This is a genomic window from Rhizobium sp. HT1-10, assembly GCF_049472505.1.
Lineage (GTDB): Bacteria > Pseudomonadota > Alphaproteobacteria > Rhizobiales > Rhizobiaceae > Rhizobium.
The window spans coordinates 356,195-368,596 of the sequence record NZ_JBCEBQ010000004.1 but is presented as its reverse complement, the minus strand read 5'-3'; the positions used below and the strand labels follow the sequence as shown (position 1 = coordinate 368,596).

Here is a 12,402-nt window from a genome sequence, read left to right as displayed (position 1 = left end):
GACCAAGGAGCCGATCTGGCATGCTGAAACGAACGATGGCACTAGGCCGTCATCTCGAGGCCCGCTTCAAACTGATGACCTTCGTTGGCGCGCTGATGCCGACGGTGTCGGCGCTTGCGGTGCAGCTCGTGGCCTTCGCGCTGACAGCGCGGGGCCTCGGCGTCGAGGCTTTCGGTTCCTATACGGCCATCCTCGCGGTCACCGTCGTCAGTGTTGAACTCGTCGGCTTTGGCGGCGCCGATCTCTTGGTGCGGGCTGTGTCGCGCGAGCCGCAGAAGTTCGCTTCCTATTTCGGCAACCTGCTGCTTCTCGCCGCCGCGACCTTTCCGGTCGTCGCCGCTGCCGGGCTTGCCGTGGCGGTCGGCTTCATGCAGACCGAGATCGGGATCTGGCATGTACTCGCTATCATCGTCGGCGAGGTCGCGCTCAACAGGATCGCCGCCTCGGTGGAATTGATCATGGTGGCGCATCGCCACACGGTGCGGGCCGGCTGGATTCGCCTAACCACGGCCGCGCTCCGCATGGTTCTGGCGCTCGGCTACTTCCTGGCGCTCGGGCGCAGCGACCTCAACGGCTGGATCGAGCTTGCTTTCACCCAATGCATGATCACTTCGCTCGTCTATCTCGGCCTGGTGATCAGGCTCTACGGTCGTCCGCATTTCGTGCTGAAGCGGCATGAATGGAAGGCCGGCGGCGCCTTCTGCGTCAATCAGGCAGCCCGTGCCTCGCAAGGGAACTTCGACCGTATCCTTCTCGGGCGCTTTGCCGATGCGGCCAGCGTCGGGATCTACGGGGCGGCTTCCCGAGTGCTGGCGCTCGGGCTGTTTCCGCTGCAGGTCGTCACCCGCATCACCTATCCGAACTTCTTCGTTCACGGCAAGGAGGGCCTCGCCTCCAGCCGTCGTTACGCCCTGAAGATTACGCCGATGCTGTTTGCCGTCGGTGTCGCCTCCAGCATCGCGGTGGCGGCAGCCGGCTACCTGGCGCCGTTTGCGCTCGGCAAGGATTTTGCCAGCATGGCCAATATTTCCGCCATGCTAGGCCTCGCCCTGCCGCTGATCGCCCTGCAATATCCGCCCGCCGATGCCCTGACCGGTGCTGGCAGGCAGGGTATCCGCGCCTTCATCTCGCTCTGCGCCACCTTCGGCTTCGGGTTGCTGATGGCCTTCGGCGTCAAAATCGCCGGCGTGCCGGGACTGGTGGTGGCCTTTCTCGCGAGCCATGCGACCCTGGCCGCTGCCATGTGGCTGGCCGCCTTTCTCGTCGAGGACAGGACCATCCCGGAATTCGTTGCAACAGGCGAGGAGACCCCCGCTTGAGCGCGACCTCCGATCATCGCCAGATTCATCATCCGGTGGCGCGTCAGCGCCCGTTGGCGGGAGGCGTCGCGCGATGACGTCGGAAGCCGCAGCGATTGCGCTTGCCAATGCGGGACCGGTTCCCCTCACCGGCCCGCATCAGGACAGCGCCCCGAAACAACGGCGGCCGAGGCTTGAGCAACTGGACGGATTGCGCGGCATTCTCGCGCTTTTCGTGGTGGTCTATCACCTGCAGGACCCGTTCCCCGCCATCACGTCGGTGCTCCTTGTCCATCTGCCGATCCTGTCGCAGGCCTGGTTCTCGGTGGACGTGTTCTTCATCATGAGCGGCTTCGTGATGATGTATGTCTATGGCGCGGCCTTCTCCGGCAAAGTGGGCTGGGCCGACTATCGCGATTTCTTTGCCGCCCGCATCGCCCGTCTCTATCCGGTGCATCTGTTTGCCATGGGCATCCTGCTTTTGGCGCTGCTCCCGTTCATCCACGGGAAGCCCGATTTCACCTCGGTCGATGGCCGCTACTCCTGGAACTCGGCACTGGCGGCGCTGTTCATGCTGCACGGTCCGTGGATCGATCATCGCACCTGGAACTTCCCGTCCTGGTCGATCAGCGCCGAATGGCATGCCTATGCGATCTTCCCCTTCGCAGCGGTTCTGGCCAGCCGCTGGAATGCGCGCCTGGCGGCTGTGATCCTCACGCTCTGCTGCGCCGGCGCGCTGGTGCTCTACAATATCGACACCCACACAGATCAGTATCCGACCAACTCGCCTGTAGTGCTCATCCGCGTATTGACGCTGTTTGTCGGCGGGATGGCCCTGTTTCGCCTCAATTTGGCATATAGTCACTTTCTGGCGGCCCCATGGACCATCTGGGCTGTCATCGCCGCGCTTCTGATTATTTTGAGCGTTCCTGACATCGCGTCAATTGCCGTGCTTCTCGCGCCGGTCCTTGTCCTCGCCGTCTTGCAGTGCCCGAATGCATCACGCTTGTTCTCCAACAGCCCCGCTCTGTTTCTGGGCAAGATTTCCTACAGCCTGTACATGACGCATGCGTTGGTGAGCATCGTCGGCATCAGCCTATGGCTGAAGGTGGCGCCGCTGCTGTTCGGCATCGATCCGACGGCGCCGCTCGCAAGCTGGCTGTGCTTCGTCGCGGCTGTCGTTGCAGCACTGGTATTCGGCTGGCTGACCTGCCGGTTCGTCGAGGTCCCGCTGCGCAAGGCGATCCTGAAGAGGTTCGTGTGATGCGGCCGCTCATCTACCCCTTGTTTTCCCCTGTCCCTGTCTCAGGTCTCCCCAACCCGATACAGGCAACCGAAGAGTACCGCGATTGATGAATTCCTGGTTTGCTTCAGCCGAAAATGTAACTGCGTGTAACGACTGGACATCCATGACGTTCGAGCCGGCTTCGCCGATCCCGTCACTTGCGACATCTGCGGGCGAGGATCGCCCCGGATACCAAGCCCGCTCGGATCATAACCAGTTGCGCCGCCGCCGGTTCCCGATCGAATTCAAAAACAAAGCGTGCTACCGATCTGGTGGCGAGCGTGCTTTCCACGCGCTGAAGATGGGGCTTGGCATGAAGGCTGCAATCCGCTGGCGTAAAGGGTCCGTCGTCGCCTTGATGGTGATGTTGTCGAGCTGTACCTCTCTGCCGCGTTCGGGCCCCGATGCCGGGCTGATCGACAGCCAGGCGCTCGTCAAGGTTTCCTCCAAGGAGCGCAAGGTCGGCATCGACTACGCCCTGGTCGACCTCAACCAGAACACACTGAAATTCTTCGACGGCAAAGCAGCGTCCTCGCTGAAAGCCAGCTTCGGAACAGCGCGGTCCTCCGCCCCCGATATCCCGCTTGGCTACGGCGATGTGGTTCAGGTTACGATCTTCGAGTCCCAATCGGGCGGCCTCTTCATTCCTGCCGATGCGGGCAGCCGCGCCGGCAACTTCGTGACCATCCCGAGCCAGACGATCGACCGCGGCGGGACCATCAGCGTTCCCTATGCCGGACGGATCGTCGCCGCCGGCAAGCGCAAGGAGCAAGTCGAGGCCGATATCGTCAAGAAGCTCTCGAGCCGCGCCATCGAGCCGCAGGTGGTCATCACCACGGTGACAAGCAATTCGAGCCAGGTCTCCGTGCTCGGCGATGTCAACGCGCCGGCGAAGGTCGAACTCAGCCCGGCGGGCGAGCGCGTCCTCGATGCCATCTCGCAGGCCGGCGGATTGTCGACGGCAGCGATGGAAACCAACATCACCCTGCAGCGCCGCGGCAAGACCGCTACGGTGCCCTATGAGACGCTGCTGAAGAACCCGTCGGAAAACATTTTCGTTTCGCCGATGGACACCGTGATCGCCGATCACCATCCGCGAAGCTATGTGGCCTTCGGGGCAACGGGAGCGAACGGTCGCTATACCTTCGACGACGAAAACCTCACCCTAGCTGACGGCCTCGGCAAGGCCGGCGGCGCCCTCGACACGCAGGCAAATCCGGCGCAGGTGCTGCTCTATCGCCTGGTGGATACGAAGGTCCTGCGTGACATGGGCATCGATACCACCCATTTCCGCGACGAGCAGGTGCCTGTGGTCTTCCGCGCCAACCTGCGTGATCCGGCCGGCTTCTTCGCCGCCCAGAAATTCGCAATGGCGGACAAGGATGTCATCTACATCTCGAACTCCGCCTCCGTCGAGCTGCTGAAATTCCTGGATATTGCCAACTCCGTCACCTCGACGGCGGCGGGCACCACGAGCGATGCGGTCACGACACGCAAGTCGATACGGGATCTGTAAGCCAAGGCATTGCCGAGCCGCCGGTCGTGCGGCTCGGTCAGGTAATTGACACCGCCATCTGCCCGTCCATGCTCTGCGGGCGTGGCGGAGTTTGAAACGTTCAGCCACCGATGAGAGTAGGAGATCGCTCTTTGCTATCACCCAAAAAGTCCAACACAGACAGCTGGGCCGGCTTCGACCACGATGAGATTTCCGAGATCATCGATCTCGACCGCATTCTTGCGGCTGCCCGCCGGCAATGGCGGGTATTTGCCGCTTCTATCGTGACTTTCATCATTCTGGGCATCGTCTATCTGTTGCTGGCCGTGCCGCAATATACCGCCAGCAGCAATGTGCTGATCGACCATGGCACCTCCACCATCGTCAACCAGATGACCGATACGACGGTCCCGGCCGGATCTGTCGACGACGAGGGCAACATCCTCACCCAGGTCGAGGTCCTGCGATCCGATACGATCGCCACTGCCGTCATCCAGAAGCTCGACCTGCTGAACAACTCGGATTTCGTCGGCAAGGGTCCTTCCTTCATCAGCCAGGCAATCGGCCTTCTCAACTTCAAGAAATGGTTTGGCGACGCGAATGAGATTGCGGTCGATGCAGCCGAAGTGAAGATGCAGAACGCCGTGGCACAGATCGAGCGCAACATGCAGGTCGAGCGGGTCAATCGCTCTTTCGTGCTGTCGATCAGCTATACGTCGCCTTCACCGAAGCTCGCCCAGCAGATCGCAGCCGGCATCGCCGATGCCTATCTCGAGGACAAGCTCAACTCGAAGTACGACGCGACGCGACGCGCCGGTGACTGGCTGCAAGACCGCATCGAGGAGCTGCGCAAGAAGGCGCTCACTTCCGATCTGGCCGTTCAAAAGTTCCGCTCGGATAACGGGCTGCTTCAGACCAGCGGCCAGCTCGTCAGCGACCAGCAGCTGACGCAGCTGAATACCGCCCTGACGACGGCGCAGGGGGACCGGGCCGCAGCGCAGGCGAAATACGATCGCGTCCAGTCGATCATCCAGTCGAAGGACATGAATGCGGTTGTCTCCGACGTGCTGGGCAGTTCGACGATCAACGACCTGCGCAAGAAATATCTCGACGCATCAAAGACCGAGGCCGATATCTCCCGTCGCCTCGGGCCGAACCATGAGCAGGCCGTGCGCCTGCGCGGCGAGATGCAGGAATATCAGCGTCAGATGTTCGAAGAACTCGGCCGTATCGCCGAGAGCTACCGGAACGATCTGGATGTCGCCAAGGCGCGGGAAAAGGCCTTGGCCGACAACGTCGCCTCGGCAACCTCGGTTTCGGCAACGGCGGGCGATGCGCAGGTGCAGTTGCGGGAGCTGGAACGGACGCGAGATACCTACCGCGATCTCTACCAGAGCTTCCTCACCCGCTATCAGCAGGCTTCGCAACAGGAATCCTTCCCCATCACCGAAGCCCGCGTGATCACCAAGGCGACCATGCCGCTCGGTGCCAGCAAGCCGAAGAAGATCATCGTGCTGGCGCTTTCGATCATTCTCGGCTGCATCGTCGGCGGCGCGATCGGGGTCTTCCGGGAGTTCCGGGATCGCTTCTTCCGGACCGGTGACCAGGTCCGGGACTCCCTGCATCAGGAATATCTGGGCATTGCGCCGATCGTGAAGCCGGTCACCGCCGCCGAGCCGGTGCAGGAGCATCCACGCAGCATCCGGCAGCTTAATGGGGTCTCGAACTATGTCGCCGAACATCCCCTGTCGGCCTTCGCCGAGACCATGCGCAGCGCCAAGATTGCGATCGATGTGGAAAGCGGCGAGCGAGCGGCAAAGGTCGTCGGGATAGTCTCCAGCCTGCCCGGCGAAGGCAAGTCGACGATCTCGATGAATTTCGCACAGCTGCTGGCGCTACAGGGCGCACGAACGCTGCTGATCGACGCCGATCTGCGCAATCCCGGTGCGACCAGAACCATCGGCCGCCATGCCGAGGCTGGCCTGCTGGAAGCCCTGCTCGAGCGACGGCCGATCCAGGAGCTGCTGTTGATCGATCAGAAGACCAAGCTCGCCTTCCTGCCTGCCATCGTCAAGCGGCGCATACCCCACTCTTCGGAGCTACTGTCCTCTCCGGCGATGAACGCGCTTCTCGACACGGCGCGGGCGAACTTCGATTATATCGTCATCGACCTTCCGCCACTTGGACCGGTGGTCGATGCGCGCGCCATCAGCCCAAACATCGATGCTTTCCTGTTCGTCGTCGAGTGGGGGAAGACATCGCGCAAGGTGGTGCGCAGCACGTTCGGCTCGGAACCGGCGATTGCCGGCAAATGCGCCGGCGTCATCCTCAACAAGGTCGACACCGAGAAGATGAAGCTCTACCGGGCGCACGGCTCGAGCGAGTACTACTATTCCCGCTACACCTCCTACTACCACGACAATTGAGCCGAAAGGCCGGGCCTAGCGCCCGGCTTTTCGCTTGGCCAGCACATTTTCCCGCCACACCGTGAACAGTCCGGCAGCGACGACAATGATCGCGCCGATCACCATATTGGCCGTCAGCACCTCGCCGAAGATCACGACGCCGATGATCGCGGCATAGACCAGCTGCAGATAGGTCAGGGGCTGGATGACCACGGCGTCGAGAAGATCGTAGGCGCGGATCAGGCAATAGTGGCTCGATATCCCCGTCAGGCAGAGCAATCCCATCCATATCCAATCCTGCGGCGCCAGCGGCATCCAGAAGAAAGGCCCGACGCAGGTCATGGCCACGGCACCGACCACCCCGGTGTAGAGAAAGCTCGTCATCGAGGCGTCGTCCCGGCTGACGAGCCGGGTGACGATGACATAGAACGAGAACAGAAAGGCCGATGACAGCGGCACCAGGAAACGGACATCGAAAAACCCGGTTTCGGGCTTCAGTATCAGCAGGACGCCGAGAAAGCCGACGCAGATCGCCGTCCAGCGCCGCCATCCGACGGTCTCCCCGAGGATCGGCACCGACAGCAGCGCCACGATTAGCGGCCCGGATGAGAAGATCGCCTGGGAATGGGCGAGACCGACAAGCGCGAAGGATTGGATGACGATGACGATCTGGGCCGCCAGCAGCAAGCCGCGCAGCACCTGCAGCAGCGGCCGTTTGGTCCGTGCCGTGACCCGCAGGCCACCGCGTCCACGGGAAGCCAGCGCGATGGCAAAGAGGGCGAAGGTCCAATAGCGGATCATCGCCACCAGGAACGGTGGATAGGCTCCAGCCAGGTGCTTCGATATACCGTCCTGGATGGAAAACAGCGTGATGGCGACGATGGTGAAGATATAGCCGCTTCTGGTGGCGTTCATGATTGCTCGCGGGCAAGGATTGCTGAAATGGGAGGAGAAATCGACCTCGCCCGATCGATGTCCCTTTTTCTAACTAGAGCGCTCCTTTCAGAACGCACGGCCATCCATCGAAGTTGGACCTCATCGGACGGAATTTAGACGCGATCGCGAAAACGTCTCTGGTAGGCGGGATCGTAGAGGGCGCTCTCTCGGAAATCGTCCGATGCCAGCGACGGGCCGACAAAGATCAGCGCGGTGCGTTCAATCGGTTCGGCCGCGACCTTGGCTTCGATATCGGCAAGAGAGCCTCGCAGGATGCGCTCGTCCGGCCAGGAGGCCTTGACGACGATCGCTACCGGGCATTCAGCCCCGTAATGGGGGGTGAGCTCCCGCACCACCTGCGACAGGGCGTGGATGGCAAGATGGATGGCAAGCGTCGATCCGGTGGCGGCAAAGCCTGCCAAGGTCTCGCCCGCCGGCATCGGCGACGCGCGGCCGGAGACGCGGGTGAGCACAAGGCTCTGCGCCACGGCGGGTATCGTCAGCTCACGGCCAAGCGCCGAGGCGGCAGCGGCGAAGGCCGGAACCCCTGGCGTCATGGTGTAGTCGATGCCGCAGGCACGCAGTCGGCGGATCTGCTCGGCGACCGCACTCCAGACCGACAGATCGCCGGAATGCAGCCGCGCCACGTCCTCGCCGGCAGCATCGGCACGACGATATTCGGCCTCGATTTCGTCCAGCGATAGCGGCGCCGTGTCGATGATCCGGGCGCCGGGCGGGCAGTAGGCAAGAAGCTCCTTCGACACCAGCGAGCCGGCATAGAGGCAGACGGGGCATGCTGCGATCAGGTCGCGGCCACGCACGGTGATGAGGTCGGCGGCACCGGGGCCGGCGCCAATGAAATGGACGGTCATTCTGCGGTCTCTGTCGTTTCGGGCTTGGTCCAGCACCATTGGGTTACCGGCATGGCCGGCCGCCATCCGTGCATCGTGCCGATGGCGGTGACGCGGGCAATGTCGATCCTGGTGAGCGATCCGCCGTGGCTTGAATATTCGGCAAGCAGCACCGCTTCCATCTCAGTCGTCACGCCATTGGCGACCAGGCGTCCACCGGGTTTCAAGGCTGCCTTGGCGGCCTCCATGACGCCGGCCTCGCTGCCGCCGCCGCCGATGAAGATGGCGTCCGGTTGCGGCAAACCCATGAGGGCCTGCGGCGCAGTGCCTTCGACGAGCGTCAGGCCCGGTACACCGAAATTGCCAGCGTTCTCGCGGATGCGCTCGGCCCGCTGGGGCACGGCCTCGACGGCGATCGCCCGCAGGCTCGGATCGGCCAGCAGCCATTCGATGGCAATGGAACCGGAACCGGCGCCGATGTCCCAGAGCAATTCCCCATGGCGCGGCGCGAGCGCCGACAGCGTCATTGCCCGGACTTCACGCTTGGTGATCTGACCGTCGTGGCTGAACAGCGCATCGTCGAGACCGGAGGTATAGGGAATGATGCGAGCGGCACCGTCGGACGCGACTTCGATCGCAAGAACATTCAGGGCATCCACCGCATCGGATACAAAAGCATCGGCCTTGTGGATCGTCACGCGCTCGCGAGGACCGCCCATGGCTTCGAGCAAGGTCAATTTCGAACGGCCGAAGCCGAGGTTAGTCAGCAAGGCGGCGATCTGCCCGGGACTGCCGGCATCCGACGTCAGCGCGATGATCTTTCTGCCGGGATGAAGATGCGGACGGATGAGATCGATCGGCCGACCATGCAGCGACAGCACCGTCGCCTCCTGCAGGGGCCAGCCGAGCCGGGCGGCTGCGAGACTGAAGGCCGAGGGAGACGGCATGACCTGCATTTCGGCCGCGGGCACGAAGCGAGACAGCGTTGCGCCGATGCCGAACCAAAAGGGATCGCCGGAGGCAAGCACGACGACAGGCTGCCCGCGCCGGGCGAGGAGATGTTCGATCGACCGGTCGAGGGGGCTGAGCCAGCTATGGGCCTCGCCTGTGATCAGCGGCGCCACGAGTTCCAGATGCCGCGCACCGCCATAAACGATGGGGGCTGCGGCGACGCGTTGCCTCGCCTCGTCGCTCAGTCCGGCTGGACCGTCCTCGCCAAGGCCGATAAGGGTGAGCCATCGCATGGGCAAGGGGAAAGACGTGTCAGACATGGGCAAGACCCGCATCCTGATCCTGGGGGGCACGACCGAGGCTCGGTTGCTGGCGGAGCAGCTTGCGGAACACGAAGGCGTCGACGTTCTGCTGTCGCTGGCCGGGCGGACGAAGGAGCCGCTCCCCCAGGGTGCGCCGGTCCGCGTCGGCGGATTCGGCGGCAGTGCGGGTCTCGCCGACTTTCTCAAATCCGAAGGCATCGAGATGATGGTCGATGCCACCCATCCCTTTGCGCGGCAGATCTCGGCCAACGCCGCTGATGCGGCCAAGGTTGCCGATATCCCGTTTTTCGCCCTCGGTCGCCAAGCCTGGCAGCCTGTTGTTGGCGACCAGTGGCACGAGGTGGCGGATGTCGCGGCGGCGCTCACGGCGCTCGGCCCTACGCCGCGCCGCATCTTCCTGGCGATCGGCCGGCAGGAAGCGCATCATGCCGATCGGTTTCCGCAGCATTTCTATCTGGTGCGCAGCGTCGATGCCGTCGATCCGCCGCTGCAGGCGCCTGACGTCGTCAGCATCCTCGATCGCGGCCCCTTCGATCTCCCCGGGGAAGTCCGGCTGCTGAAGCAGCACCTGATCGATTGTATCATCGCCAAGAACAGCGGCGGAAGCGCTACCTATGCCAAGATCGAGGCGGCAAGGCTGCTCGGTATACCGGTGCTGATGATCGCCCGCGGCGCGGCTACCACCGTGCCGACCGTCAGCTCGCTCGAGGCTGCGCTTGATCGAATCGATCATTTTGTCTCCGGGGCGGCAAAGCGCGGCGTGTAGACAAGATCCGGCTTGGCCGAGCGCCGGATGATCTTCGTTTCCGGCGAGCCTATGATGACGCAGGTCGCCATGTCGGCGACGGCGGCATCCGCCTCACCGAGCGGCGTCACCGTCAGCCGTTCGTCCGGGCGTCCGGCGGCGCGGCCGAAAATCACGGGTGTTCCGGCCGGCAAAACCAGGCGCAAAATCTCGAAGGCGCGGCCCAGCTGCCAAGGACGTGCCTTGCTGATGGGATTGTAGAGCGCGATGACGAAACCGGCCTGAGCCGCCAGCGTCAGGCGCCGCTCGATCAGATCCCAGGGCTTCAGATTGTCCGACAGCGACAGGGCGCAGAAGTCGTGGCCGAGCGGTGCGCCCAGACGGGCCGCTACGGCCAGCATCGCGGTGATGCCGGGAAGGATTACCAGGTCGACGGCGCGCCAGCTCTCAGGACCGGTGTCGATCGCCTCGCAGATGGCCGCGGCCATGGCAAAGACGCCGGGATCGCCGCCCGACACGACACAGACGACGGCCCCCGCCGATGCCCGCTCCAGCGATGCCCTGGCGCGGTCGATCTCCTCGCGATTGTCGGAGGCGATGCGCAACTGGTCCGGCCTCAACGAGAGGCGGTCGAGATAGGGGCCGTAGCCGAAGAACTCCGTGGAGGCCGCGACGGCCGCAGACGCTTCCGGTGTCATCTGGTCGGGATTGCCCGGTCCCGTGCCGATCACATAGAGCCGGCCGCTCACGCGCCACGCTCCCAGCCGGGGACCAGGATCAGCGAAAAATACGGCGCTTCGCGATCGTCGCGCGCGACCATCTCCGTCACCGACTGGTTCTTCATCGTGCCGCGCTCGACATAGACGGCGTGGTGCAGGCGCCCGGAGGCGGCCAATGCCCGGCGGATTTTCGGCAGGTTGCGGCCGACCTTCATGATGACAGCCGCCTCGGTATCGGCGAGACGGCGAGCCAGCTCGTCCTCATCCATGGTGCCGGGCAGCACGGAGAGAACGTCGTCGCCCTGGACGATCGGCATGCCGGCCAGCGACCAGCAGCCCGACATCGCGGTGATGCCGGGAATGACCTCGGTCGGGTGGCGGTGGGCAAGACGGACATGCAGGTGCATGTAGGAGCCGTAGAACATCGGGTCGCCCTCGCTGAGGATCGCGACCGTCCGGCCATCCTTCAGGTGAGCCGCGACAAGCTCGGCGGAGGCGTCGTAGAAGGCCGTGATCAGCCGCTTGTAGTCGTCATGGTGCTTGTCGATCTCGGTCGTGACCGGATAGTAGAGCGGCAGCAGCGTCACATCCGAGCGCAGCAGGCCATCGACCACCGTACGGCCATTGCCATGTCGGCCGGCCTTGGCGAAATAGGCAACCACATCGGCCTGCTCCAAGGCCTTGACGGCCTTGACAGTCAGAAGATCAGGATCGCCGGGACCGGTGCCGACGCCGATAAGGCGGCCGGTCGAAAGAGGGGTCATAGGCCGCCTCGCGCCAGGGCGTTGACGGCGGCGGCGGTCATGGCGCTACCACCAAGACGTCCGCGCACGATGCCGTGAGGAACGCCGTAGGAATTCTCCGCCAGGGCATCCTTGGATTCGGCCGCACCGACGAAGCCGACCGGCATGCCGATGATCGCTGCCGGCTTCGGCGCGCCGTCGCGCAGCATCTCCAGCAGGTGGAACAGGGCCGTCGGCGCATTGCCGATCGCCACAACGGCTCCGGCCATGCGCTCGCCCCAGAGGTGCATGGCGGCGGCCGAGCGGGTGTTGCCGCTGTCCTTGGCCAGCGCGAAGGTCCGCGGGTCGTGCAGGGTGCAGATCACCTCGTTCGACGAGGGCAACCGGGCGCGGGTGATGCCGTGCGCAACCATCTCGGCATCGCAGAAGATCGGCGCGCCTGATGCCAAGGCGGCACGCGCGGCGGTGACGAAGTCGCTTGAAAAATGAAAATGCGCCGCTGCCTCGACAAGCCCACAGGCATGCACCATCCGCACGGCAACATCGGCTTCCGCCTCCGAGAAGCGCGTAAGATCGGCCTCTGCTCGGATGATGGCGAAGGACTTTTCGTAAATCGCGTCGCCTTGGCGGATGTAATCGTAGTCAACCATG

11 protein-coding genes are annotated in these 12,402 nt (G+C 63.7%); 5 read left to right on the top strand and 6 right to left on the bottom strand.

Translation table 11 applies throughout. The features are described 5' to 3' along the window. Positions 1 to 20 precede the first annotated feature (20 nt). The 4 genes from VH564_RS13345 to VH564_RS13330 all read left to right on the top strand — a co-directional run bounded on the left by VH564_RS13345 (position 21) and on the right by VH564_RS13330 (position 6,504). Positions 21 to 1,319, top strand: a complete 1,299-nt coding sequence (locus tag VH564_RS13345) for a lipopolysaccharide biosynthesis protein (RefSeq protein ID WP_423340318.1) — start codon at positions 21 to 23, stop codon at positions 1,317 to 1,319. Positions 1,320 to 1,392: 73 nt separating this feature from the next. Further along, positions 1,393 to 2,562: an acyltransferase family protein gene (locus tag VH564_RS13340; protein ID WP_423340317.1), complete on the top strand. Its 1,170-nt coding sequence runs from the start codon at positions 1,393 to 1,395 to the stop codon at positions 2,560 to 2,562. 334 nt (positions 2,563 to 2,896) lie between these two features. After that, the gene (locus VH564_RS13335) at positions 2,897 to 4,099 is read left to right on the top strand and encodes a polysaccharide biosynthesis/export family protein (protein WP_423340316.1); all 1,203 of its coding nucleotides are present in this window, start codon (positions 2,897 to 2,899) and stop codon (positions 4,097 to 4,099) included. 131 nt (positions 4,100 to 4,230) lie between these two features. After that, positions 4,231 to 6,504, top strand: a complete 2,274-nt coding sequence (locus tag VH564_RS13330) for a polysaccharide biosynthesis tyrosine autokinase (protein ID WP_423340315.1) — start codon at positions 4,231 to 4,233, stop codon at positions 6,502 to 6,504. Between the two features lie 15 nt (positions 6,505 to 6,519). On the opposite strand, the gene VH564_RS13325 is transcribed toward VH564_RS13330, so the two are convergent. The 3 genes from VH564_RS13325 to cbiE form a co-directional block, all read right to left on the bottom strand. Next, positions 6,520 to 7,398, bottom strand: coding sequence for a DMT family transporter (locus VH564_RS13325; protein WP_423340314.1), 879 nt, complete (start codon positions 7,396 to 7,398; stop codon positions 6,520 to 6,522). 134 nt (positions 7,399 to 7,532) lie between these two features. Then, entirely contained in the window at positions 7,533 to 8,291 is a 759-nt protein-coding gene (cobM, locus tag VH564_RS13320) for a precorrin-4 C(11)-methyltransferase (protein ID WP_423340313.1), read from the bottom strand. Beyond that, positions 8,288 to 9,541, bottom strand: a complete 1,254-nt coding sequence (gene cbiE / locus VH564_RS13315) for a precorrin-6y C5,15-methyltransferase (decarboxylating) subunit CbiE (RefSeq protein WP_423340312.1) — start codon at positions 9,539 to 9,541, stop codon at positions 8,288 to 8,290. The genes cobM and cbiE overlap by 4 nt, the downstream gene beginning before the upstream one ends. Between cbiE and VH564_RS13310 the strand changes: the two genes are divergently transcribed. Beyond that, the gene (locus VH564_RS13310) at positions 9,540 to 10,310 is read left to right on the top strand and encodes a cobalt-precorrin-6A reductase (RefSeq protein WP_423340534.1); all 771 of its coding nucleotides are present in this window, start codon (positions 9,540 to 9,542) and stop codon (positions 10,308 to 10,310) included. The two genes, cbiE and VH564_RS13310, sit on opposite strands and share 2 nt — an antisense overlap. Here VH564_RS13310 and VH564_RS13305 read toward each other — a convergent pair. Genes VH564_RS13305 through VH564_RS13295 form a run of 3 tightly spaced genes read right to left on the bottom strand, consistent with a single transcriptional unit; the run spans position 10,274 to position 12,401 of the window. Beyond that, positions 10,274 to 11,038 (bottom strand): precorrin-3B C(17)-methyltransferase, encoded by a 765-nt coding sequence (locus tag VH564_RS13305; protein ID WP_423340311.1) that lies wholly within the window; start codon positions 11,036 to 11,038, stop codon positions 10,274 to 10,276. The two genes, VH564_RS13310 and VH564_RS13305, sit on opposite strands and share 37 nt — an antisense overlap. After that, positions 11,035 to 11,772, bottom strand: a complete 738-nt coding sequence (locus tag VH564_RS13300; RefSeq protein ID WP_423340310.1) for a precorrin-2 C(20)-methyltransferase — start codon at positions 11,770 to 11,772, stop codon at positions 11,035 to 11,037. The genes VH564_RS13305 and VH564_RS13300 overlap by 4 nt, the downstream gene beginning before the upstream one ends. Beyond that, complete coding sequence (locus tag VH564_RS13295; RefSeq protein ID WP_423340309.1) at positions 11,769 to 12,401, bottom strand: precorrin-8X methylmutase; 633 nt, start codon at positions 12,399 to 12,401, stop codon at positions 11,769 to 11,771. Before VH564_RS13295 ends, VH564_RS13300 begins: the two co-directional genes overlap by 4 nt. Between the last annotated feature and the right edge of the window lies 1 nt (position 12,402).